General features: G+C 58.8%; 20 protein-coding genes. 8 read left to right on the plus strand and 12 right to left on the minus strand.

What is annotated here, in order from left to right:
* Window positions 1-121: 121 nt before the first annotated feature.
* From H8S56_RS00720 to mexE, 3 genes are read right to left on the minus strand one after another with little or no spacing between them, the layout of a single operon-like run.
* Window positions 122-1,519 (minus strand): efflux transporter outer membrane subunit, encoded by a 1,398-nt coding sequence (locus H8S56_RS00720; RefSeq protein WP_187517561.1) that lies wholly within the window; start codon window positions 1,517-1,519, stop codon window positions 122-124.
* Entirely contained in the window at window positions 1,519-4,710 is a 3,192-nt protein-coding gene (locus tag H8S56_RS00725) for an efflux RND transporter permease subunit (RefSeq protein WP_024687926.1), read from the minus strand. The genes H8S56_RS00720 and H8S56_RS00725 overlap by 1 nt, the downstream gene beginning before the upstream one ends.
* Before the next feature lie 12 nt (window positions 4,711-4,722).
* Window positions 4,723-5,964, minus strand: coding sequence for a multidrug efflux RND transporter periplasmic adaptor subunit MexE (gene mexE / locus H8S56_RS00730; protein ID WP_187517562.1), 1,242 nt, complete (start codon window positions 5,962-5,964; stop codon window positions 4,723-4,725).
* A gap of 246 nt (window positions 5,965-6,210) precedes the next feature.
* On the opposite strand from mexE, the gene H8S56_RS00735 reads away from it, so the two are divergent.
* The 3 genes from H8S56_RS00735 (at window position 6,211) to H8S56_RS00745 (ending at window position 9,885) form a co-directional block, all read left to right on the plus strand.
* The gene (locus tag H8S56_RS00735; RefSeq protein ID WP_024687924.1) at window positions 6,211-7,065 is read left to right on the plus strand and encodes an oxidoreductase; all 855 of its coding nucleotides are present in this window, start codon (window positions 6,211-6,213) and stop codon (window positions 7,063-7,065) included.
* Window positions 7,066-7,156: 91 nt separating this feature from the next.
* A complete protein-coding gene (locus H8S56_RS00740; protein WP_024687923.1) occupies window positions 7,157-7,876 on the plus strand; it encodes a haloacid dehalogenase type II in 720 nt (239 codons plus the stop codon).
* A gap of 254 nt (window positions 7,877-8,130) precedes the next feature.
* Window positions 8,131-9,885: an OPT family oligopeptide transporter gene (locus tag H8S56_RS00745; RefSeq protein ID WP_187517563.1), complete on the plus strand. Its 1,755-nt coding sequence runs from the start codon at window positions 8,131-8,133 to the stop codon at window positions 9,883-9,885.
* A gap of 459 nt (window positions 9,886-10,344) precedes the next feature.
* On the opposite strand, the gene H8S56_RS00750 is transcribed toward H8S56_RS00745, so the two are convergent.
* The gene (locus tag H8S56_RS00750; RefSeq protein ID WP_187517564.1) at window positions 10,345-11,469 is read right to left on the minus strand and encodes an alkene reductase; all 1,125 of its coding nucleotides are present in this window, start codon (window positions 11,467-11,469) and stop codon (window positions 10,345-10,347) included.
* A 118-nt stretch (window positions 11,470-11,587) separates the two neighbouring features.
* Window positions 11,588-12,265 (minus strand): type 1 glutamine amidotransferase domain-containing protein, encoded by a 678-nt coding sequence (locus tag H8S56_RS00755; protein WP_187517565.1) that lies wholly within the window; start codon window positions 12,263-12,265, stop codon window positions 11,588-11,590.
* A 205-nt stretch (window positions 12,266-12,470) separates the two neighbouring features.
* Between H8S56_RS00755 and H8S56_RS00760 the strand changes: the two genes are divergently transcribed.
* Entirely contained in the window at window positions 12,471-13,055 is a 585-nt protein-coding gene (locus H8S56_RS00760) for a TetR/AcrR family transcriptional regulator (RefSeq protein WP_187517566.1), read from the plus strand.
* Window positions 13,056-13,672: 617 nt separating this feature from the next.
* Window positions 13,673-14,293, plus strand: a complete 621-nt coding sequence (locus tag H8S56_RS00765; RefSeq protein WP_187517567.1) for a DUF7716 domain-containing protein — start codon at window positions 13,673-13,675, stop codon at window positions 14,291-14,293.
* A gap of 7 nt (window positions 14,294-14,300) precedes the next feature.
* On the opposite strand, the gene H8S56_RS00770 is transcribed toward H8S56_RS00765, so the two are convergent.
* From H8S56_RS00770 to H8S56_RS00780, 3 genes are all read right to left on the minus strand, one after another.
* Window positions 14,301-14,906 (minus strand): SMI1/KNR4 family protein, encoded by a 606-nt coding sequence (locus tag H8S56_RS00770; protein WP_187517568.1) that lies wholly within the window; start codon window positions 14,904-14,906, stop codon window positions 14,301-14,303.
* 228 nt (window positions 14,907-15,134) lie between these two features.
* Complete coding sequence (locus tag H8S56_RS00775) at window positions 15,135-15,464, minus strand: DUF7716 domain-containing protein (protein WP_187517569.1); 330 nt, start codon at window positions 15,462-15,464, stop codon at window positions 15,135-15,137.
* Between the two features lie 253 nt (window positions 15,465-15,717).
* The gene (locus tag H8S56_RS00780; RefSeq protein WP_187517570.1) at window positions 15,718-16,092 is read right to left on the minus strand and encodes a hypothetical protein; all 375 of its coding nucleotides are present in this window, start codon (window positions 16,090-16,092) and stop codon (window positions 15,718-15,720) included.
* A gap of 13 nt (window positions 16,093-16,105) precedes the next feature.
* Between H8S56_RS00780 and H8S56_RS00785 the strand changes: the two genes are divergently transcribed.
* Window positions 16,106-16,411: a hypothetical protein gene (locus tag H8S56_RS00785; RefSeq protein WP_187517571.1), complete on the plus strand. Its 306-nt coding sequence runs from the start codon at window positions 16,106-16,108 to the stop codon at window positions 16,409-16,411.
* A gap of 49 nt (window positions 16,412-16,460) precedes the next feature.
* On the opposite strand, the gene H8S56_RS00790 is transcribed toward H8S56_RS00785, so the two are convergent.
* Window positions 16,461-17,717, minus strand: a complete 1,257-nt coding sequence (locus H8S56_RS00790; RefSeq protein ID WP_024695336.1) for a M20/M25/M40 family metallo-hydrolase — start codon at window positions 17,715-17,717, stop codon at window positions 16,461-16,463.
* 156 nt (window positions 17,718-17,873) lie between these two features.
* On the opposite strand from H8S56_RS00790, the gene H8S56_RS00795 reads away from it, so the two are divergent.
* Complete coding sequence (locus H8S56_RS00795) at window positions 17,874-18,290, plus strand: immunity 22 family protein (protein WP_187517572.1); 417 nt, start codon at window positions 17,874-17,876, stop codon at window positions 18,288-18,290.
* A 233-nt stretch (window positions 18,291-18,523) separates the two neighbouring features.
* On the opposite strand, the gene H8S56_RS00800 is transcribed toward H8S56_RS00795, so the two are convergent.
* From H8S56_RS00800 to H8S56_RS00810, 3 genes are all read right to left on the minus strand, one after another.
* Complete coding sequence (locus H8S56_RS00800; protein ID WP_187517573.1) at window positions 18,524-19,129, minus strand: DMP19 family protein; 606 nt, start codon at window positions 19,127-19,129, stop codon at window positions 18,524-18,526.
* 37 nt (window positions 19,130-19,166) lie between these two features.
* Window positions 19,167-19,799: an SMI1/KNR4 family protein gene (locus H8S56_RS00805; RefSeq protein WP_187517574.1), complete on the minus strand. Its 633-nt coding sequence runs from the start codon at window positions 19,797-19,799 to the stop codon at window positions 19,167-19,169.
* 61 nt (window positions 19,800-19,860) lie between these two features.
* Complete coding sequence (locus H8S56_RS00810) at window positions 19,861-20,775, minus strand: LysR substrate-binding domain-containing protein (RefSeq protein WP_024688297.1); 915 nt, start codon at window positions 20,773-20,775, stop codon at window positions 19,861-19,863.
* Window positions 20,776-21,094: 319 nt separating this feature from the next.
* Here H8S56_RS00810 and H8S56_RS00815 point away from each other — a divergent pair, with 319 nt between their 5' ends.
* A complete protein-coding gene (locus H8S56_RS00815) occupies window positions 21,095-22,123 on the plus strand; it encodes a zinc-dependent alcohol dehydrogenase family protein (protein WP_024688296.1) in 1,029 nt (342 codons plus the stop codon).
* The last annotated feature ends 440 nt before the right edge of the window (window positions 22,124-22,563 follow it).

Here is a 22,563-nt window from a genome sequence, read left to right on the forward strand (position 1 = left end):
GGCTTGCAGCTTCGGGGAGTGCCTGTCCGCTGTCAAACCTTACGCGTCAAAAAGCTCGATCGACAGGCGTAAAAAACCCCGCATTTTTCAGGTGCGGGGTGGGTTTGCCGAACATTGTCTATCAGGCTTGTGGCTGCCAGCCGCCACCTAGCGCCTTGTAGATGGCAACAATGCCGCGATACAGCTCGATCTCACCCTGGGCCTGTGAGTCTTCGGCCGCGAGTCGTTCACGCTCGGCGTCCAGCAGCACGAGGAAGTCGGCGGTGCCCTCGCGATACTGTATCGAGGCCAGGCGTGCCGCCGCACGGCTGGCTTCGCTCTGCCGAATCAGCGACAGCAAACGCTGCTGGCGTTTATCGTAATCGCTGAATGCGTTTTCCGACTCTTCCAGCGCGAGCAGCACCTGCTGTTCGTAATTTGCCAGCGCGCCTTCAGCGTCGGCATTGGCGCTGCGAATCTGCGCCCGGACGCTGCCCAGGTCGAAGGCTGCCCAGGTGATGCTCGGGCCCAGCGACCAGGCCTTGGCCGCTGAAGAGCCGATCTGCGAACCACGCCCGGCGGTGAAACCGAGGAATCCACTCAGGCTGACCCTTGGAAACAGGTCAGCGGTGGCGACACCGATGCGCGCAGTCGAGGCGGCAAGCTGGCGCTCTGCGGCCAGAACATCAGGTCGGTTGCGCAGCACCTGGGTGGGATCGCCAATCGGCAGCGCCTTGGCGATGGCGGGCAATGTGGTCGGGCTCAAATCCACGCTGAGGCTCTCGGGCCGCTCACCCAGCAAGGTCGCGATCCGGTTGCGCTGACGCACCTGCTCGGCCTGCAACTGCGGAACGGTGGCTTCAACCGCTGCCAGCCGCGCATCCGCCCGGACCACATCCAGCTCGTTACCTACACCGGCATCGCGCAGTTGCGTGGTCACGCCTTGGGAGTTCTGTTGATTCTTCAGGTTATCCCGTGCAATGGCCTCGCGCAGTTGCGCGCCACGCAGTTGCCCGTAGGCGTCGACCACTTCGGCAATCAGTGTGACCTGCAACTGATAAAGACTGGCCTGCGCGGCCGCTGCGTCGGCATCGCTGGCTTCCAGTTGACGCTGAATACGCCCGAACAGGTCCAGCTCCCAGGCCATGTCCAGGCCCAGGTCGTAGCGCTCACTGTTGACACGACGCTCGGTCACGCCAGGCTGCTGGCCTTTGCCCAAATCACTGCTGGCCCGGCTCGTCACCACCGGCATGGCATCGTTTGCGACGTCATCGCGAATGGCGCGCGCCGCTTTCAAACGTGCAAAGGCCACGCGCAAATCCCGGTTGCCCTCGAGTGACTGAGTGACCAGTTTGTCGAGGGTCGGATCGTCGAACTGCTTCCACCACGCTGCATCGGCCTTGGTGCGGTCGTAGTTGCCCTGCGCGGCAGCGGCCAGTTTCGCCGGTGCAGTATCGGGCGTCTTGTAGTCCGGGCCGACGGCGCAGGCCGCCAGGGCCAGGACCAACAGGCTCGGGACGAAGAGTTTAAGGGCGCTCATCAATGCGTCTCCGCAGGCAGTGTTTGCAGTTTTTGCGCCCGTGCGGCCTTGCGGGCCTGCTGGCGCTCGACGAAGTTACGGATCAGCACGTAGAACACCGGTGTCAGCAACAGGCCGAAGAAGGTGACGCCAAGCATCCCGGAGAACACCGCCACGCCCATGGCATGGCGCATCTCGGCACCGGCACCACTGGAGAGGACGAGTGGCACGACCCCCATGATGAAGGCGAACGAGGTCATCAGGATCGGGCGCAGGCGCAGGCGGCAGGCTTCCAGGACGGCGTCCAGCGGGCTCATGCCTTCTTCCTGTTTATCCTTGGCGAATTCGACGATCAGAATCGCATTCTTGCAGGCCAGGCCCACCAGTACGATCAGGCCGATCTGGGTGAAGATGTTGTTGTCGCTACCGGCAATCATCACCCCGGCAATCGCTGACAGCAGCGTCATCGGCACGATCAGGATCACTGCCAGCGGCAGGCTCCAGCTTTCGTATTGAGCGGCCAGTACCAGGAACGCCAGCAGCACGCAGAGCGGGAAGACGAACAGCGCGGTGTTACCCGACAGAATCTGCTGATAGGTCAGGTCGGTCCATTCGTAGACCATGCCGTTGGGCAGTTCTTCCTTGAGCAGTTTCTCGATCGCAGCCTGGGCCTGACCCGAGCTATAACCCGGTGCTGCAGCGCCGTTGATCTCGGCCGTGATGAAACCGTTGTAGTGCATCACTCGGTCGGGGCCTGCTGTGTCGGTGACCTTGACGAAGGTCGCCAGCGGGATCATTTCGCCCAGGTTGTTACGCACCTTGAGCTGACCGATCTGGTCGGCATCCTGACGGAACTGCTGTTCAGCCTGAACGTTGACCTGATAAGTACGACCAAAACGGTTGAAGTCGTTGGCGTACAGGGAGCCCAGGTAGACCTGCAGGGTGTCGAAGATGTCGCTGATCGCCACGCCGTGGGTCTTGGCCTTTTCACGGTCAATCGATGCATCGACCTGCGGTACGTTCACGGTGTAGCTGGTGAACAGGCCTGCCAGTTCAGGCACGCTACGGCTTTTGGCGATGACATTCTGGGTTTCCTTGTACAGCTCGTCGTAGCCCAGATTGCCTCGGTCCTCGATCTGCAGGCGGAAGCCGCCGATGGTGCCCAGGCCCTGGACCGGAGGCGGCGGGAAGATCGCCATGTAGGCTTCCTGAATCGACGCGAACTGGCCGTTCAAGGCACCGGCAATGGCATTGGCCGACTGGCTCGGGTCGGTGCGCTGATCGAACGGCTTGAGCGCGACGAACACGACACCGTTGTTCGGGCTGTTGGTGAACCCGTTGATCGAGAGGCCCGGGAACGCAATTGCGTTTTCCACGCCCGGCTGTTTCAGGGCCAGCTCAGACATGCGCTTGATGACGTCTTCGGTGCGGTCCAGGCTCGCCGCATCCGGCAACTGGGCAAAGGCCACCAGGTATTGCTTGTCCTGGCTGGGTACGAAACCGGTCGGTGTGCTGGAGAACCCCATCCAGGTCAGTACCATCAGGCCTGCGTACACCAGCAGCGCGATGCCGCTGCTGCGAATCACCCGTGCAACCGTGCCGACGTAGCCATGGCTGGCCTTCTCGAAGAAGCGGTTGAACGGACGGAACAGCCAGCCGCCCAGCAGCTTGTCGAGGAAGCGTGAGAAACGGTCCTTGGGCGCGTCATGTCCTTTTAGCAGAACGGCGGCCAGTGCAGGCGACAGGGTCAGCGAGTTGAACGCCGAGATCACGGTCGAGATGGCAATGGTCAACGCGAACTGTTTGTAGAACTGTCCGGTGAGGCCGGAAATGAACGCTGCAGGCACGAAGACCGCACAGAGCACCAGCGCCGTGGCAATGATTGGACCGGTCACTTCAGCCATGGCTTTATGAGTTGCTGCGACCGGTTCAAGCCCCAGCTCGATGTTTCGCTCGACGTTTTCCACCACCACGATCGCATCGTCCACCACGATCCCGATGGCCAGCACCAGCCCGAACAGCGACAGCGCGTTGAGCGAGAAGCCGAACAGGTGCATCACTGCGAACGTACCGATCAGCGACACCGGCACGGCCACCAGCGGAATGATCGAGGCGCGCCAGGTCTGCAGGAACAGGATCACCACCAGCACCACCAGAATCAGTGCTTCGAACAGGGTGTGGATCACCGCTTCGATGGAACCGCGCACGAAGATGGTCGGGTCATACACGATGCTGTAGTCCATCCCCTCGGGGAAGCCTTTTTTCAGCTCGGCCATTTTGGCCCGCACATCGTTGGAAATATCGATGGCGTTGGAGCCCGGGCGCTGGAAGATCGGCATCGCTACAGCAGGCTGGTTGTTGAGCAGCGAACGCAAGGCGTACTGGCTGGAGCCCAGTTCGATGCGGGCCACGTCTTTCAGGCGAGTGATTTCGCCATCGGCACCGGCGCGTATCACCACGTTCTCGAACTCTTCCTCGGTGACCAGACGGCCCTGAGTGTTGATCGACATCTGGAAGCTGGTGGCATTGGGCGAGGGCGGGGCGCCCAACTGGCCTGCGGCAACCTGACGGTTCTGCTCGCGAATCGCATTGACCACGTCAGTGGCGGTCAGGTTACGCGAGGCGGTCTTGTTCGGGTCGAGCCAGACGCGCAGCGAGTAGTCGCCCATACCGAATAGCTGCACATCGCCCACACCTCCCAGTCGTGCCAGCTCATCCTTGATGTTGAGCACTGCATAGTTGGACAGGTACAGCATGTCGTAGCGCTGGTCCGGCGAGGTCAAGTGCACGACCATGGTCAGGTCGGGAGAGGCCTTGTCCACCGTGATACCGATCCGCGTCACCTCTTCAGGCAGCTTGGGTTCGGTGCGCGTCACGCGGTTCTGCACCTGCACCTGCGCGTTGTCCAGGTCGGTGCCCAGCGCGAAGGTGATGGTCAGGGTCAGTTTGCCGTCGGCGGTAGCCTGCGACGACATATAGAGCATGTTCTCGACGCCGGTAATGGCCTGTTCCAGTGGCGAGGCCACGGTTTCGCCGATTACCTTGGGGTTGGCACCCGGGAAGTTGGCGCGCACGACGACGGTGGGCGGCACGACTTCCGGGTATTCACTGATGGGCAATTGGAACAGCGAGATGGCACCGGCGATCAGGATCAACAGCGACAGCACGGCGGCGAAGATCGGCCGCGAGATAAAGAATTTTGAGAAGTTCATCGAACGAGTCCCTTAGCCGCGAGGCGCGGTGGCGCTGGCGAGTTTGGCGGTCGCGTTGGGCGCCGGCTTTTGCGGGTTGCTGGCTTCGAGGGCCTGACGTTGTTTGAGCAGCAGGGCGAGGGTGTCGGCGCTGGCCATCGGTGTGACCTCAGGGTCTACAGGCTGGCCGGGGCGTACGCGCTGCAAACCTTTGACGACAATGGTGTCGTCCTTGCCAAGACCGTTACGTACGATGCGCAGACCTTCGATTTTCGGACCCAGCTCTACCGGGCGATAAGCCGGCTTGTTGTCCTTGTCCATCACGAGCACGAACTTCTTGCCCAGGTCAGTGCCGACAGCTTCATCGTTGATCAGCACGGCAGAATAAGTGCCGCTGCCGACCAGCTTGAGGCGCGCGTAAAGACCAGGGGTAAAGCTGCCATCGCTGTTGTCGAACACCGCACGGCCACGGATGGTGCCGGTGCGTGGGTTGACCTGATTGTCGACGAAGTTCATATGGCCCAGGTGCGGGTTGCCATTTTCGTTAGACAGGCCCAGATACACCGGGGTGGTCTGGCCGCGCTGACCCTTGCGGGCCAGTTCTGTGTATTTAAGGAATACACGCTCGTCGGCGTCGAAGTAGGCGTAGACCTTGTCGGTGGAGACGACACTGGTCAACGGCGTGACATCGGCGGTCACAATGTTGCCAGCAGTAATCTCGGCACGGCTGACGCGGCCTGTAATAGGCGCGGTTACGCGGGTGAAACTGAGGTTAAGGCGGGCCAGGTCCAGTTGTGCCTGAATCGCTGCAACGCCGGCCTTGGCCTCCTGCGCCGACGTGGTGCGCGAATCGGCCAGTTCGGCGGAAATGGCGTTGTTACTGCGCAGGCGCTCGCCACGCTGGGCTTCGTTATCGCTGCGCAGGGCGACCGCACGCGCTTGTTGCAACTGGGCTTCGAGGCGACGAACTTCAGACTGGAACGGACGTGGGTCGATCTGGAACAGCAGGTCACCTTTCTTGACCAGCGAACCGTCGGTGAAGGCCACCTGATCGATCTGGCCCGAAACGCGTGGCCGTACTTCAACGGTTTCCGGTGCTTCAAGGCGGCCGGTGAACTCGTCCCATTCGTTGACGGGTTGTTCCAGCACCTTGGCGACGCTGACCTTCGCGGCTGCTGGTGCCTGAGTCGCCTCAGGCGTGCGACCACAGGCGCTGATCACGACCAGAGCAAGGGCGGTGAGGGGATAGCGCAGATGAGCGATTGTCTGGGGCATGAGAAGTTCCGCCAATAGTGAGAATGGGGCGGATTCTGTTGCGCGCGGGGTGTTATTAACGAATCGAATAAATCGAAGGTTACTATCATCGGGAATGATGACTGACCTGGCGATAGGCGCTAAGCAGAGCGGTTTTAGCGCGCTGAGATATTATGATGTCGGTCAGCATCAAAGTGGTTGACACATTAAGATTGTGGTCATCATCATAGCTCCATCTTCAGTCCGTCCATTTGCGAAGGAAATCCCATGGCGATCCACAAACCCGTAGCGCTGGTGACCGGCGCTTCATCCGGCATCGGTGAAGCCACTGCCCATGCACTCGTTGCAGCAGGCTATAGCGTGTATGGCACGAGCCGGAAAGGGGCTCAGAGCGGCGAGCGTAACTTTCCGCTGTTGGCCCTTGATGTCACGGACGATGCTTCGGTTGAGGCCGTAGTGAAAGAACTGCTGTTGCTGGAAGGGCGTATCGACCTGCTGGTCAATAACGCTGGCTTCGGACTCGCACCCGCCGCCGCCGAGGAGAGTTCTATCGAGCAGGCCAAGGCCCTTTTCGATACCAACTTCCTGGGCATTGTGCGCACGACGCGGGCTGTCGTACCGCACATGCGTCGACAGGGCAGTGGTCGTATTATCAACATCGGCTCGATCCTGGGTGTTGTGCCGGTGCCTTATGTGGCGCTCTATGCCGCCAGCAAGCACGCGGTCGAGGGCTATTCGGAGTCTGTGGACCACGAACTGCGCACCCACGGCATCAGGGTCACGGTCATCGAACCCGGTTACACCAGGACTCAGTTCGAGAACAACAACCTTGAGGCCGACGCCAAGATCGATCTTTACCACGACATCCGCGCGAGCGTTTCGAAGGTGGTCAGCCACGCGATGGCCAATGCCGACACTCCCGACGTCGTCGCCCAGGTGGTGCTCAAGGCCGCTGCCGCCGAGCACCCGAAGCTGCGTTACACCGCCGGTAAATCAGCAGGTCAGTTGCAGTTCATGCGTCGCTTCGCGCCAGCAGGTTTTCTGGATGCGGCCATCCGTAAAACCTTGAAACTGGACGCAAAACCGCCAATGCAGGCCCAGCCGTCTCGTCAGACCCATTGAGCTGGCGAGAACCTGGCCGGGCAATAGATGTTCGCCAGGTCCGCGTTTACTCACTACAGTGGTTCCCGATGGCAACTTCAGGAGGAACCCAATGACGCTCCCAAAAGCGCTGGCGTTTGATGTCTTCGGAACCGTTGTGGACTGGCATTCAGGTATCGCGCGCGAGACGGCAACGTTCCTGTCCAGCAACCTGCCTTCGATCAGCCCTGAAGCGTTTGCACTGCAGTGGCGCGCACTGTACGCCCCGGCCATGCGCGAGTGCATCAACGAGGCAAGAGGCTTCGTGGTGCTGGACACCTTGCACCACGAGACGCTGCAGCAGCTGTTGACGAATTATGGCCTGGACGTCAGTCAGATTCATCCCGATGAGTTGTGGCGGCTTGCCCATGCCTGGCGTCGGCTGGATCCCTGGCCCGATGTGCCTGAAGGGCTGGCTCGACTGCGCACTCTCTTACCCGTGGTGACGTTGTCCAATGCCAACGTTGAACTGATGATCGCGATGAACCGGTACAACGGTTTGCAGTGGGACGCGCTGCTGGGGGCGGAGTTTGCCCAGACCTATAAACCCGACCCTGCGGCGTACCTCACAACGGTCGAGGCCCTGGGCCTGAAGCCTCAGCAGTTGTGTCTGGTGGCATGCCATCACAGCGATCTGGCTGCTGCCAGAGACTGCGGTCTGATGACGGCATTTGTTCATCGGCCGAAGGAATACGGCGCAGCCCCGGCACCAGACGCAGACTACGCCCAGCACTGGGACTATGAAGCTGAAAGCTTTCTCGATCTTGCGCAGCAGCTTTCCCACCCAATGTGAACCTTGCGTTGATACAGCGCTCAGTTGTCAGGCTATGTACGAAAACTGGCTGAGCATCGGTGATGCTGCGTTAAAAACAGGCTCGTGCGCGAGTCTGATCGCAATGCTCGTGTGCAACCCGTAGCGTCGAACGCGACCCGGGTCGTTCCTCGCCTGTTTTTGCCGTGCCTGACCTTCGCTCGCCGGCTTTTCAAACGGAGCCTAAGCCGCCGCGTCGAGTGAGCGCGCTGTTTCATTGTCGATAAGGAATTCGCATGCACCACGCCTCGCCATCGCTTTCTTCGCCGACTTCGCTGGCCGGACCTGTAGAGCGCGAGCTCAGTCTGCGCGCAGTAATCACCGGGATCGTGCTCGGTATTCTTCTGACGCCCTCCAATGTATACGCAGGGCTCAAGATCGGTTGGTCGTTCAACATGTCGATCATTGCCTTACTGATCGGCTACGGCATCTGGCAAGGGCTGGCCCGACGCTCGGTAACGCAACTGCCCTGGACTCTGCACGAAAGCAATATCAATCAGACCGTGGCGTCTGCCGCGGCGTCGATCATTTCCGGCGGGCTGGTCGCGCCGATTCCCGCCTATACGCTGCTCACCGGCCAGCAACTGGACGCCATCCCGATGATCGCCTGGGTGTTCTCGGTGAGCTTTCTGGGTATCTGGATCGCCTGGTATCTGCGGCCTTCACTGCTCAATGACAAGGCGCTGAAGTTCCCCGAAGGCATGGCGACGCTGGAAACCCTGTTGCACATCTACAATCACGGCCATGAAGCCGCGACGCGCTTGAAGGTTCTGCTCAGCGCCGCGTTACTGTCGGCATCGGTCAAATGGGTCGACACCTTTATGTGGGCGTTACCGCGCTGGTCGCCCAGCGCCCAACTGGAACGCCTGACCTTTACCGCTGACCCGTCCCTTCTGCTGGTGGGCTTTGGCGCGATTATCGGTATTCGTGTGGGCCTTACCCTGCTGCTCGGCGCTTTGCTGGCGTGGGGCGGGCTGGCACCCTGGCTGCTGCAACAAGGCCTGGTGCAATTGCCGCCCGACAGCAGTGGTCCACAGTTCGCCGCACTGGTGGAATGGTTGCTGTGGCCGGGCGTGAGCCTGATGGTCTGCTCGACACTGGCCTCGCTGGCGATTCGACTGTGGTCGCTGTACAGCTCCAACAGGCACGGCGGCGGCACGTTGTGGGCGGTCCCCAAATTCGGGCCTGCCGCTGGTTTTCTGCTGGCAATCGTATTGGTGGTGAGTCTTCAGGCCATGCTGTTCGGCATCAATCTGTGGATGGCGCTGCTGACCATCCCGCTGGCGATCTGTCTGGCCGCCGTCGCCGCGCGCGTGGTCGGCGCGACCGGGATTCCGCCCATCGGTGCCATCGGCCAGTTGTCCCAGTTGAGCTTCGGCATCGTTGCGCCAGGGCAGGTGCCGATCAACCTGATGAGTGCCAACACCGCAGGCGGATCAGCAGGGCAGTGCACCGATCTCATGAACGACTTCAAAGTCGGCAAGGCCATTGGCGCAACGCCGCGCAAACAGCTGATCGCGCAGACCCTGGGGATCTTCGTCGGCAGCATCGTGGGCGTTTGCGCGTACCTGGCCCTTATTCCCGATCCGCAAGGCATGCTGCTCACCGAAGAGTGGCCCGCACCTGCGGTGGCCACCTGGAAAGCGGTGGCACAAACCCTGACCCACGGGCTGGACTCGCTGTCCGCCAGCATCCGCTGGGCGATCTTCATCGGTGGCCTCTCTGGCGTGGTGCTGGGCATTCTCGACAGCGTGCTGCCTGCAAGCCGTGCCAGATTTTTGCCTAGCACCGCTGCGCTGGGTCTGGCGTTCGTGTTGCCCGCGTCGGTATCGCTGATGATGGCGCTCGGCGCGATCCTGACCTGGCTGGTGAGCTGCCGCTGGGCAAGCCTGACCGAGCGTTTCGCGATTACCGCAGCGGCGGGGTTGATTGCGGGGGAGAGTATGACCGGGGTGGGTGCGTCGTTTTGGCAAATGATGGGGAATGGTTGATAGCAGCTGTGCTGGATGGCGTGCTCAAAGTGAGTCAGCGCAGCGCATCCCAGACCGTGGGAGGCGGCTTGCCGTTTCAGTCATTGATGTGGCGCGTGATCACCCGTATCGCGAGCAAGCTCCCTCCCACAGGAAGCCCGGTTTATTCAGTACGTGACGTATTTAAGCACATACCAGAATCTTCCCTTGGTGATGGAAGATGCAGATGGCGAGGGGGCGAATGCGTGATCCTGACATGAAGAGTCAATCCCTTTGAGGTGAAGCGAGGCGGGCGCTGAGTCGTTGTGCATGACTCATCAACTGCTGATGCTCTGCAAGGTTACTTGCCCTCTGCGTAAACCGCGATAGCGCTTTGACCTTGCCTAAACACCGCCCGAGCAACGTTCGCTTCGGGGGCGGACATTGAGCGGAGCGCTCCCTCCTGTTCGGGAGCGCTCTGCACGGGATGTGCTCAGTCAATCAGCTGTTGTAGACAGGATAATCCGTATACCCCTCAGCGCTCCCGCCATACACCGTCGCCGGGTTCAGCTCGTTCAACGGCCAGTCATTTTCAATCCGCGCAGGCAGGTCAGGGTTGGCCATGAACGGGCGGCCGAAGGCCACGAAGTCTGCGAGCCCGGACTCCAGCAATTTTGCGCCCGACTCAGCGTTGTAACGACCCGCGTAGATGATCGCGCCCTTGAAGGTATCGCGTACTGCGCGGCGGAAGGTTTCCGGCATGGCCGGGGCGTTGTCCCAGTCGGCTTCGGCGATGGAGAGGTAGGCGATGCCCACGTCCTGAAGCACCTTGATCGCTTCGATGTACGTGGTGTGTGGATCTTCCTCGACCATGCCCAGGTAGGTTCGGGCTTCATCGGTCGTGGTGAACAGCGGCGCAAAGCGCACGCCGACTTTTTCCTTGCCGATGCATTCGGCAACACCTGCGACCACTTCACGCAGAAAGCGCAGGCGGTTTTGCAGCGAGCCGCCGTACTGATCGGTACGCAGGTTGCTGTGCGCGGAGATGAACTGGTTGACCAGATAACCGTTGGCGCAGTGCAGTTCGATGCCGTCGAAACCTGCGTCCATGGCATTGCGGGCAGCCTGGATGTAGAGCTGGATCAGTTCCTGTACTTCATCGGTGCTCAGCGCACGTGGAGCGGAGGGCGGAACCAGTTCGCCTGCGCCAGGGGCTGTTTCGATGAACACACTGACGCGATCAGTGGCAACCGCAGAGGCCGACACGGGGGCGTCGCCATTCGGCTGCAAGGCGGTGTGGGACACCCGGCCAACGTGCCAGAGTTGAGCGAAAATCACTCCATCTTTCGCATGCACGGCTTCGGTGACTTTGCGCCAGCCAGCAACTTGCTCGGCGGTATGAATGCCTGGTGTCCAGGCATAACCCTGTCCGCGCGGCTCGATCTGCGTGCCTTCGGTGACCAGCAGACCGGCCCCGGCGCGCTGCTGGTAATACTCGGCCATCAGTTCGTTGGCGACATTGCCTGGTTGTGTGCTGCGTTGACGGGTCAGCGGCGGCAGGACGATACGATTTTTCAGCGTGTGGGTGCCCAGCGTGGCGGGCTTGAAGAAGCTGCTGTTGTTCATTGGTATACCTTGCTTTCAGGTCTAATTAGACCAGTCGACTATAAGTCGGATAAAAAATAAACCGTGTGACAGGCACACGGTTTTCGGAACGTGCTGCAAGAGGTGTCGGCTAGGTCGATCAGCCAAGCATCTTCAGCAGTTTTTCGGCGACCGCCGCAGAACTGGCTGGGTTCTGGCCGGTAACCAGTTGTCCATCAGCCACCACATGCACCTGCCAGTCAGCGACTTTGGAGTAGCGTGCGCCGAGGCGTTGAAACTCGTCCTCGATCAGGAATGGCACGACATCGGTCAGGCCGACAGCAGCCTCTTCGGCGTTGGTGAAGCCGGTGACTTCTCGATGCTGAATCAATGGCTTGCCGTCTGCCCCGACAACGTGACGCAGCACCCCCGGCGCGTGACAGACAAAACCGTGGGGCTTGTTGCTACGAGCGAACGCTTCAATCAAGGCAATCGAATGCTTGTCTTCAGCCAGGTCCCACAGCGGGCCATGGCCGCCCGGGTAGAACACGGCATCAAAGTCATCAGCGCTGACGTCTGCCAGACGCCCGGTGGTGGCCAGTGCCTGTTGAGCGGCATGGTCGTTACGGAAGCGGTCAGTCTCTGCGGTCTGTGCGTCCGGCTCATCGCTTTTCGGATCCAGCGGTGGCTGACCACCGGCCGGCGACACCAGCGTGATCTCGGCGCCAGCGTCCTTGAAGGCGAAGTAGGGCGCGGCGAACTCTTCCAGCCAGAAGCCGGTTTTCTTGCCGGTGTTGCCGAGCTGATCGTGGGAAGTCAAAACCATCAAGATTTTCATAGCGCACCCTGTAATTGGTCAGGCATTAGCGACTGCAACGAATTTGCGTGCACTGAGTACCTGTGGAATAGGTTGACGGGGCGCAGCATAGTTTCAAATTAGACCAGTCGTCTAGTATTTTTTTACTTGGGGATTTTTCGCCATCGAATGTGGCAAACTCTCGGTCCTTCGAATACGACTGGTCTATTGCCTGGTAATCCGCCCCATGAAGCCGACCTACGACGACACCCGCCAACACCTGCTCGACACCGGCCACCGGATGATGGCCGAGCGTGGATTCACCAGCGTTGGCCTGAACGAACTCTTGCAGGCGGCAGGCGTGCCGAAGGGCTCGTTCTACCACTACTTCAAATCCAAGGAGCTGTATGGCCAGGCGTTGCTGGAGGATTACTTCGTGGGCTATCTGGCCGACATGGAGCGGCGCCTCACGCTGCCTGATCTGAACGCTTACGAGCGTCTGATGGATTACTGGCAGGGCTGGCAGGCTCGCTGTGTACCGGACGGACAAGGCGATGAGTGTCTGGTGGTCAAGCTCAGCGCCGAAGTTTCCGACCTGTCCGAGACCATGCGCCTGACCCTGCGTGATGGTACTGAGCGAGTGGTGTCGCGTATCACCACCTGCATCGAGCAGGGCCAGGTTGATAAATGCCTGCCTGCCGGAGATGCCCGTGAACTGGCGGAAACCCTCTATCAGCTTTGGCTGGGGGCCAGTCTGTTGAACAAACTCCAGCGCACGGGGCAGTCGCTGGGCAGGGCGATGGCAACGACCAAGCGGTTGCTGGGTGTTTGAGTCGGTTGTTCATCCTTGGCGGGCGACTTCCTCTCAGGTCGCAGTTGGCATTGGTCAACATTCGGCAAATCAGCTCATGGCAGCCACTCTGATCATTGCGCATGTTCGCTCCGCATCTGGCACTCGACATGATTGACGAGATGGTCGTCACGCAGGAAGGAATCCTCGGACAGCTTCTGCCGCTAAAAAACTGACGCACCGCCGCTGAACCCATCGCATTACATAAATGCAAACTCGTGCCCTCTTGCGGCTTACTCCTTTATCGACAGCCCGCACGACCAGCAGCGATTCCATTCGACAAGCCACTAACTTGGACAATCATCCCAAGAACTTGACATGCATCATGTCGCAATATGGTCAGTGGAGACGGTCGTCGATTTACGAGGTGACCTTCTGCAAGGGACCAAGTGGATATCACCCGATGGATGTGATACCGGAAGCTCTTTGACTGGACCGTGGGCTGACTTTTCAGGCCGTTAGATCGGAATGATGCCTCCCGGATCATTGACCAGAGTCTGACTCATCGCGCATTGGCGGTGTAAGTTAGCATCGGTTCAGAATATGCGTCGGGCTGATCTGTTTGGGGTCAACGGTTACGTGCAAGGAGGCGTTGCAGGATGTTCAAGCTTATTTCGTTTCGCGAGACAGTAGAGGCTATTGCCGCCTGCTCTGATGATCGGGCGCTATGGCAGCGATACGCGTGGGTCTACGTTGAGGGTGATACAGCGTTGCTGGAGAGCCGCTTTTACCTGGTGTCGAATAGTGATGAAGACGATGAACGTCGCCTGCTGGACTTTGCCGATCGGCACGACCTTTCTTCATGCCTGGAAGCGGCCAGTTTTGCAGACGTGTTGAGTGTACAGAAGCGACAGCAGCCGCACTCCAGCCTGGAGGACTACGCTATCGCTCTTGAGCATTACTCTGAGCAGGATGCCTTCCTGGAGGTGCCTGGCGGTGATGACCCAAAGCCCGCAGAACCCGGCTTGTCGCGCGACTTATACGCCGAGTACGACCTGTTTCTGGCTGAATGCGCGCCTGACCGGTTGACCGTTGCGGCGCGGGAGGTCAGCGCTGTCCTTGAAATCAACATTGCCAACGCGTTGCAGGGTTGTCGGGCTTTGCCCTTGTGCCTGGGAGAGCGCTTGACCGGCGATCAGTGCATACAGATCGAAGCGCGTTTTTCCGCGCTTTCGGTTCCGTTGCAGCGAGTGACCCATCGCTCATTTCCCTGGCAATAAGCCGGCTTCAGGACTCTGGGCGAATGAACGCGTAGTCGTCATCGATCAGCTGTTGCAGGTAGTGATCGAAGCTGGGCGCAATCACTTCATAGTTATCCGGGTCGTGCAGATAGCGCATGACCTGGCCCACCGTGCCGCCCGGCGCGGGATTGAAATCGATGTACAGCCTCGAAGTGCCCCCGTTGTTGACGCAGTGCGAAAAACACAGACGCTCGTTCATGCCCACTGTGGGGTCAATGCCTTCTCCGATCAGATCGATGTCCTGATCCAGCCAGCCTTTTTCAAACCAGCCTTCATAGAGCTCTGCGATGCTTTCAGTATCAGGGCCGTCAGCCTCGGCAAGTATGCTTTCTACCGAACTCAGATAGTAGGGATAGCCGGGCAGGTCAGAGCCCAGCATGAGCACCATGACCTCTCCGTTTGGGTAATCCCGATAATGTGTGCCGTCAATCTGGCCGAGCAGTTGCAACAGGCTCACAGGGCACAACGGGTAACGCGCGCTGAGGCGCTGCAGGGTTGACGTCGAAGCGCCGTGTGCATGTTTCAGTTGATCGAGATCTTCGGCCAATAACGACTGGCGCAGGCCGGCGAGATAAGTATCGACGAGGCTCATGATTGAGATCCCTGGCCCTCTGTACGTAAAGTGGCTGCGCTCGATGATGCTGTGTTAAAAACAGGCTCGGAACGCAGCGCGAATCCACGGACCTTTACGTTCGGGAAGTCCGCTCGAAACTGTTCGATGGCGCTCAGGGACGCGTTCAGGACATCTCGTTGAAACTGCTCGATGTGCAAAGTCGGCATGGGGTTCTCGTTGCGGGTTGTAGCTAACGATCATCTTGAGTCAGCGCGGGTCTGCCTGAAACTCCATGAACGCATCGTTTTGGTAAAAGTACTCAAAGGCCTTGAAGTAGCTCTCCAGCGAGGCGTGAGGCAATTGCTGGTCGGCGTTGAAGATCACGTCTTCAATCATGGCCTTCTCCAGTGTCGATACCCAACCGTCACTGAACACCTGCGGGGGCAGGTAGTCGGTGGAGTCGGGAGCGAAATCCCGACTGTCCAGTGAGAACGCGCCGCGGGTATCCAGCGTCCATTCAGTCGCTGGCAGGTAGAACCAGCTGTCAGGCATGTGTGCGATATTCTGCAGCACTTCCCGAATGCTGTAAGTTTTCATAGGGCCTCACGTCGGGCTGTTTAATCAGGCGTATCGAACCATCTATCAGGCTCAACAACAATCACAGTCTATGGGGCAAAGCCATTAATGCGATTGACTCAAGGGTGGCGGGCACTGCCGAAGACGCAGGCTTCCAAACGTATAGCTGGCGATCACCCGTCTTTGCTGCTGCGCGGACAGCGCCTTGTAGCCTGGCTGGTAGATTAGGTCCTGTGCGGGTTGGATGTCAGCCATGTCGTCCATTTGGTTGTGCTCATAGCTCGTCAACGACAGCCTTGATCAAGGCGTCAATGGATGAAAAAAACACGGCATCATCGATGAAAGGATCTCCCGAGTCTTGCAGGTAAAACCGTTGCTTTCCAGAGCGCTCCAGTAATACAAGGCGGCCGCCAGAGTCGTCACCAATCAGCAGATGATCAGGAAAATACGCCGCAATTTCGTAGGTCTCCTGACGTTCAGCAATGGCGTCAGTTGAATAAATCTGCACAAGGTCTTCGATCATCGCGCCGTCGCATTGCGCCCAGAATCCGGTTATCCAGGCGTCCGGTTTTATAGCGCACTGCTGCATGGCCTTCGTGATGTCTTCAGCACTCGCAGGCGGATTTTTGTAGGTGTAAAGCAGGCTCATTGGCGGGCATCCATTGGATTGGTTTAAAAGCCTGGGGCGGCCGCTGACGATAAGATCAACCCCGCGTTCATTCCAAAAAGAACTTCACAAAGCCATCCACGTCGACGCCTTCAACATTACCGACTACGTGCCTGACTCTATCCAGAAAGGCGGGTTTTGGATTCAGGTCGAAAACGCGATGTTGCACATCAACCAGTTTGAAGATGGGATTGAAACGGTAGAGCGCGAGCTCCTGATGGAAGCTTTATACCCATTAGGTGAAAGCGTCGGTTTGTCCAGAGACACTGAGTTTCTCGAACGGTGGCGCGGCGACTGGTAGCGGCGGGGCGCTTCACTGTTCGCAAGGCCCCGGCGCCAATGTCCGTCAATTACTGTTTGGATGGGGCGCCAGAGAGCTCCATGATCATGCGCGTCAGCAGGTAAATACGGGGCGAGACGCTTTCGACTTCGGCGTATTCTTCGGGGGTATGGATGTTGCCGCCGACGATGCCGAAGCCGTCAAGCGTAGGTACACCGACACTCGCCGCCAGACTTGCATCGGCTGCGCCGCCGCTGCCTTCGATGGTCAGTTTGCGCCCCAGTTCGCCATAGATACCCTGAGCGATGCTCACGAGCCTGTCAGTTTCTGCCGTTTGCGGCATAGGTGGCAGTCCGCGAATCAGGCGAGTCGAGACTTCGGTTTCCGGGATGAGCTTGTCTGCCGAGACTCGCGCAAGGTCTTTCTCGATGCGGTCGAACTCTTCAGGCACCGCTGCGCGAACATCGGCCTTGGCAATGGCTTGATCAGGAATGACGTTCGTCCGGTCACCGGCATTGATGGTGGTGAAGTTGATGGTGGTTTTCTTCTCGGCATCACCCAGTTGTCCCAGTTGCAGGATCTGATGAGCAGCTTCCATGGCCGCGTTGCGTCCCAGTTCTGGCGCAACACCGGCGTGTGAGGCTTTACCCTTGACCTGGACCTCTGCGGTGGCACTGCCTTTGCGCCACACGACCAGGCCATCGGCTGGACGGCCTGGCTCCAGATTCAACGTCACGTCATGTTGTTTGGCGGTTGTCTTGATCAGCTCGGTCGCGGCGGCCGAACCCGTTTCTTCGCTGGCGTCCAGCAGAAAGGTGATCTGCGCGTAATCAGTAAAGTTAATGTTTTTCAGAATCTGCAGCGCGTAGATGCCGGCGACAATCCCGCCTTTATCGTCCATCACCCCAGGCCCGTAAGCGCGACCGTCCTTGATATGGAAAGGACGGGCAGCGGCCGAGCCTTCCTTGAATACTGTATCCATGTGCGCCATCAGCAATATTTTCGCTTTACCTGTGCCTTTGAACGTTGCAACCACGTGGCTGCTCTTGTCAGGCGCAGTATTGGGTACGGTCTCAATGGTCGCGCCGAGCTTTTTCAACTGATCAATGACGATCGCGCTCACCTGAGTCAAACCGGGCTCGTAACCCGACCCGGAGTCTATGTTGACCAGTTGCTCCAGCAACTTGAGCGCAGGTTCCTTGTATTGCTCGGATGCCGACTGAACCCGTGTATCGGGAGCGGCAGCCTGAGCGAGGGCGCTCACCCCAAGCGTGACAGCAAGCGCCAGCGCGCAGGAGTGGGCAGGGCGCGAAAACATCAACGGCATGAGTGAGTCCTTGAACAGATTGGATTTATTCAAAGTACCCTAACCACTCGCGCGGCGTTCTGCACCCGAAAAATGCAGGGTGCCGCCGGGAAGCGCACCGATGCGTGGAGTGCGACAGGCATTTATCATGGTGCGTGCGTACCAGGGGGACATTCAATGAAAACGTACGATTTAGAAAACTATGACAAAGTTCATGTGTGGGTAGGCACTAACTTTTCGCCAGAAAGCGACTATCAAAAATATTTTGAACTGGATTATTCCACGGAAGATGGCTTTGATGATCCTGAATATCGGGTCTGTGGGTTCTGTAAGGATGTCGGTGTCAGGTGGTATGACGAAGATTTTATCGGCATCATTAAACGGCGCGATAAATTGGTCGCGGTTGAGGAAATCCTGCAAGACGCTCCCATTGATGTGAGTGACTGGGCGAGGGCCAGGGCTGCCTGCGCAGCGTTAGGCATTACTGAGGCGAACGCGACGTTCTGGTACACCGACGGCGATGGCGTACTCAGCATCCCACCGGAAAACACGTATAACGGACTACGCTATCTGGGGCTGTTCGAAGGTAACTGAGTGTCTGGCTGTATGGCGATGGCACTTACATCGAGTTGGCCCGTCTGGAAAGCACTCTTGAGGGCATGCATACGCTATGGTTGTTCAATTGTGACGAAACGCACGCTGGACGTTTTGCAAGAGGGTGAGCGGGGCACTTACTGCGAACCTGGCGTTGCTTTTCAATTAATGCGCAGGAGACGTCCATGTCAGGTGTCTCCTGGGTAACGAGTCTCTGGCGGCAGGGGTGATGGTCAATCAGCCTCCATGTCGAACAAGCGGTGCTTGCGGGCGTACGTTAGTAAGCGCTCGTCGAGTTGTTCGGTGTTTCGATAAAATTGCGTGTCGAGAGCATCCAGCGCGGCTTCGCACTCAAGGTCCGGATCGTCTGCGTAGGTGGGCATGCTCAACTGGCGCAGGCCTTGGTCGCTTGGCACGGGCTGGGTACCGAACAGCAGACGCCTGGCCTCTTCCAACAGTGCGAGCGTTTGCGTCGCGCCCAGTTCGAGGAGACCGGCGCATGCATCGGCGTAGTGTTCGCCTGAAGAATTGCCGAAGTACTGGTCGAAGCCGCCATTGTAGACCTCCCCCTGTAATACGCTGACGGCGTAATAGCGCTGTTCTGCCAATGCCAGCCCTGAGAAACCTTCGGGCGTGTCGTAGACGCGGTTGACCAGCGCGCTCCAATACAGCGCTTGCGGGCTGGCGATGTAATGCTTGCGGTCTTCGGCCCGGAGTTTGCCGTCTTCGATACGCTCCCGATAGCCGCCCTTGCAGGGCATGCACATCCCGTCGTTGCGCGCAGCCGTGGTTGCCAAGATCAAATTTTCGCACATTCGGCAGGGTTGTTTTTCGCTCATGGGCACTCCGTTGTAGTTGTGCAAATGCAAGGCGTACTCAGCGCATCCAGTCACGCAGCACTGCGAATTCGATAGAGGCTGGATGCTCGAGCCTTTTCAGCAATGATTTCTCTTCGGTTTGAGAAATGAAAGCATTGACCGTTTTCGAGAGGCTCCTGGGGCCGTCCTTGAATGCCATGGTCACACAGGGTCGGGAAAAAAGTTCGGCCAGCAGCGCACGGTCTGCTGGCAGCAATGCCGGATGCAGCAATTGCACTTCATGGATGAGTGCTGCGCCCATCTCTGTTTGATGTGTCAGCCGGGACAGGTTGGCTGCGACGCGCACATAGTGGCTCGCCACCCATGACGATATGTCGGCATGGGCAAGGCTCGTCATCTGCCCGTAGTGCAGTGCTTGCGCAATACCCATCGCGCCATTTTCCAGCCGCACTAAGCAGTGAGGCTCACCGCTGCCATTGTCTGCGAACGGCAGGAACGTTCGACCTTGCTGGTCATCCGGATTGAGCCATTCATCAATCTCGCGCTCGGCCTCGTCGGCCTCCAGCCAAAACAAGTCATAGGCACTGCGCATGGTCCCTTCGTCCGATTGCGCCATGGCGATCAGTGCTGAAAAACGTTCCGGTAGCTCAATGCCGAGCTTGAGTGCGAGCGTTTGAAAAGTGGCTTCCATTTCAGCGTCCTGGCTTTGCTTCATGACAAGCAGGTTTAGGTGAGCAGACTGGCCGAAGATCCTAGAGACTGTCCGGATCCCCAAAAAACATCTGAATCCTCGACCGCAACCACCGCTCCCCCGGATCGTTATCCTGCGCGCCACGCCAGGCCATGTGCAGTTCGAACGTACGGGTTTCAAGAGGCAGTTCTTCAGCGCGCACGCCGCCTGCTGCGGTCAGCACGTGTGCGGCGTAGTCCGGGACGGTGGCGATGATGTCGGTACCGGTCAGGAGCGTTGCCAGGCCGTTGAACTGGGGGACGGCCAGTACCACATGGCGTTTGCGGTCCAGTTTTTCCAGATGCTCGTCAATGAATCCGCTCAGGTCGCCGGCGAAGGAGACGAGCGCGTGGGGGCGGGCACAGAAGTCGTCCAGGCTCAGCGGGCCAGGGATCGAGTCGGCACGCAGCAGCTGGGGCTTGCTGCGGCGCAGCACTTTACGTTTGGCGTTGGCAGGCAGGTCTTGCGTATAGCTGACGCCGACCGAGATTTCCCCTGAGGCCAGCAGGGGCGGCATCAGGATGTAGTTGACTCGCCTGATCACCAGCACGATGCCGGGTGCCTCGGAGCGCAGGCGCTTGAGCAGGGTCGGCAGCAGGGCAAATTCGACGTCGTCGGACAGGCCGATGCGGAATACCGAGGTACTGGTGGCCGGGTCGAACTCCGAAGCACGACTGACGGCGGTCGAGATGGAGTCCAGTGCAGGGGACAGCAGGCCGAAGATTTCCGTGGCGCGCGCTGTCGGCTCCATGCTGCGTCCGGTGCGCACGAACAGCGGGTCGTCGAACAGCCCGCGCAGGCGCGACAGCGCGGCACTGATTGCCGGTTGGCCGAGGAACAGTTTCTCCGCAGCGCGCGTGACGCTTCGTTCATGCATCAGGGTTTCAAAGACGATGAGCAGATTGAGGTCGACGCGACGCAGGTCGTTGCGATTCATACGAAGGATCTCGGGCCATTTGTCGATGGGAAGCAGGAGCAGGGTGCGATAGTACGAGCAAACGTCGATTTCACGAATCAAAAATTAACAGAAAGATCATTGACCTGCGTTAAATGCCCACACGGGTTGCAATGTTTCGTCGACATGCGAACAATGGCCGCCAGTCTTGCAATCGGCGCTCAGGCGTTGTCTTACAGGCTGTGCAGCCTGGGAGAGACAATCGATGGCAGGCATGTCGACTATTAATAGCCACTGATAGTGTTACCGGCAATGCCCGGATAGAGTTTGTGGCATCAAGGTTTACGAGGCGAGGTTCTCAATGTCCCGCATGATCCGTTTTCACCAGTTTGGCCCGGCCGAGGTGCTCAAGATCGAAGAGCATCCCGTCGCGCTGCCTGCACCCGGCGAGGTGCAAGTGCGCGTCCAGGCGATCGGCGTCAGCTGGTATGACGTTCTCTGGCGACAAAATCTTGCATCGACCCAGGCACGTCTGCCGGCTGGCGTGGGCTACGAAATGGCGGGCGTGGTCACAGCGCTGGGCGAAGGCGTCGATGACTTGAGCGTCGGTGACAAGGTAGCGAGCTTCCCGGCAGCGGACGCCAACCAGCACCCGGTATACGGCGAGTTCATCGTGCTACCGCGCAAGGCGCTGGTTCGTTATCCGGACGTTTTGACGCCGGTTCAGGCCAGCGTGCATTACACCTCTTATCTGGTGGCTTATTTTGCCTACGTCGATCTGGCACGGGTCAAAGCCGGGCAGTATGTACTCGTGACCGATGCCAGTCATTGTGCAGGACCTTCGTTCGTGCAACTGGGCAAAGCGCTCGGTGTTCGCGTCATTGCTGCCACCAAGACCGCTGATTCTCGCGACTATCTGCTGTCATTGGGTGCCGAAAAGGTCGTCGTCACTGAAGAGCAGGACCTGCTGATGGCGGTCAATAAGTACACCGACAACCGGGGTGTCGATGCGGTGTTCGATGGCCTGGGTGGTCCGCAGATGTCGTTGATGGGTGATGTGCTGGCGCCGCGTGGCAGCCTGGTGCTTTACGGTCTGCAAGGTGGCAATCAGACGCCATTTCCGGCCTGCGCGGCGTTTCAGAAGAACATCCAGTTCTATGTTCACTGCCTGGGCAACTTCACCGGCAAGCCGGAGCTGGGGATTACCCAGGACGAGGAAGCGCTCAAGCGAGCCTTGCAGGACCTCAATCAACTGACGGCCGACCGGGTGCTGGCACCCTTGCAGACGCGAACCTTCCCGTTCGAGCAGGTCGTGCAGGCGCATCGTTACATGGACACGTGCCCTATCGGTGGGCGGGCGGTGCTGGAGCTTGAGGTTGAGCCTGCCTGAATACGCAGACTTTGCCTCGCTAGTTGATGAACCTCTAAAGCCTTCCCTCTGTGGAAGGCTTTTTTGTGGGCCTTGATCAACAGTCTTTAAGGATCATTCTATTGATTCAGGTCAGGAAAGATTCAACCGGTTGCGGTTACGCATTGTGTCGTTGAGGTGTTGTTTAATGGTGTTTAATCAAGCTTTCAGAAAAGACGCACTGCCAACTAACTTTCCTACGCTAACTGTCGCATTGAGGTCGTCAACGTGATGCCTCTTCGGCGGAGGCCAAGGTTTTAGGGCGCTGCAGCTCTTTTCGTACGCAGTCATCGCAGACGCTACGCTTTCAGAAGATGGACTTGGCTTATAAACAGCATGTTTAAAATGGGTGGGTGCGTAACTTAACTGCACTGTTTTTAACGCCATTCTGTGCCTTGTAATTGTTTCAAGGATACTGATAA

This window comes from Pseudomonas triticifolii, assembly GCF_014358015.1.
GTDB lineage: Bacteria > Pseudomonadota > Gammaproteobacteria > Pseudomonadales > Pseudomonadaceae > Aquipseudomonas > Aquipseudomonas triticifolii.

What these genes read in the sequence shown, in the direction of transcription:
- H8S56_RS00750 (WP_187517564.1), bottom strand. Translation starts at nt 11,469, where the DNA reads ATGAACAACAGCAGCTTCTTCAAGCCCGCCACGCTGGGCACCCACACG.
- mexE (WP_187517562.1), bottom strand. Translation starts at nt 5,964, where the DNA reads ATGCCCCAGACAATCGCTCATCTGCGCTATCCCCTCACCGCCCTTGCT.
- H8S56_RS00720 (WP_187517561.1), bottom strand. Translation starts at nt 1,519, where the DNA reads ATGAGCGCCCTTAAACTCTTCGTCCCGAGCCTGTTGGTCCTGGCCCTG.
- H8S56_RS00725 (WP_024687926.1), bottom strand. Translation starts at nt 4,710, where the DNA reads ATGAACTTCTCAAAATTCTTTATCTCGCGGCCGATCTTCGCCGCCGTG.
- H8S56_RS00760 (WP_187517566.1), top strand. Translation starts at nt 12,471, where the DNA reads ATGAAGCCGACCTACGACGACACCCGCCAACACCTGCTCGACACCGGC.
- H8S56_RS00770 (WP_187517568.1), bottom strand. Translation starts at nt 14,906, where the DNA reads ATGAGCCTCGTCGATACTTATCTCGCCGGCCTGCGCCAGTCGTTATTG.
- H8S56_RS00795 (WP_187517572.1), top strand. Translation starts at nt 17,874, where the DNA reads ATGAAAACGTACGATTTAGAAAACTATGACAAAGTTCATGTGTGGGTA.
- H8S56_RS00745 (WP_187517563.1), top strand. Translation starts at nt 8,131, where the DNA reads ATGCACCACGCCTCGCCATCGCTTTCTTCGCCGACTTCGCTGGCCGGA.
- H8S56_RS00810 (WP_024688297.1), bottom strand. Translation starts at nt 20,775, where the DNA reads ATGAATCGCAACGACCTGCGTCGCGTCGACCTCAATCTGCTCATCGTC.
- H8S56_RS00735 (WP_024687924.1), top strand. Translation starts at nt 6,211, where the DNA reads ATGGCGATCCACAAACCCGTAGCGCTGGTGACCGGCGCTTCATCCGGC.
- H8S56_RS00815 (WP_024688296.1), top strand. Translation starts at nt 21,095, where the DNA reads ATGTCCCGCATGATCCGTTTTCACCAGTTTGGCCCGGCCGAGGTGCTC.
- H8S56_RS00740 (WP_024687923.1), top strand. Translation starts at nt 7,157, where the DNA reads ATGACGCTCCCAAAAGCGCTGGCGTTTGATGTCTTCGGAACCGTTGTG.
- H8S56_RS00765 (WP_187517567.1), top strand. Translation starts at nt 13,673, where the DNA reads ATGTTCAAGCTTATTTCGTTTCGCGAGACAGTAGAGGCTATTGCCGCC.
- H8S56_RS00800 (WP_187517573.1), bottom strand. Translation starts at nt 19,129, where the DNA reads ATGAGCGAAAAACAACCCTGCCGAATGTGCGAAAATTTGATCTTGGCA.
- H8S56_RS00790 (WP_024695336.1), bottom strand. Translation starts at nt 17,717, where the DNA reads ATGCCGTTGATGTTTTCGCGCCCTGCCCACTCCTGCGCGCTGGCGCTT.
- H8S56_RS00805 (WP_187517574.1), bottom strand. Translation starts at nt 19,799, where the DNA reads ATGGAAGCCACTTTTCAAACGCTCGCACTCAAGCTCGGCATTGAGCTA.
- H8S56_RS00780 (WP_187517570.1), bottom strand. Translation starts at nt 16,092, where the DNA reads ATGAGCCTGCTTTACACCTACAAAAATCCGCCTGCGAGTGCTGAAGAC.
- H8S56_RS00775 (WP_187517569.1), bottom strand. Translation starts at nt 15,464, where the DNA reads ATGAAAACTTACAGCATTCGGGAAGTGCTGCAGAATATCGCACACATG.
- H8S56_RS00755 (WP_187517565.1), bottom strand. Translation starts at nt 12,265, where the DNA reads ATGAAAATCTTGATGGTTTTGACTTCCCACGATCAGCTCGGCAACACC.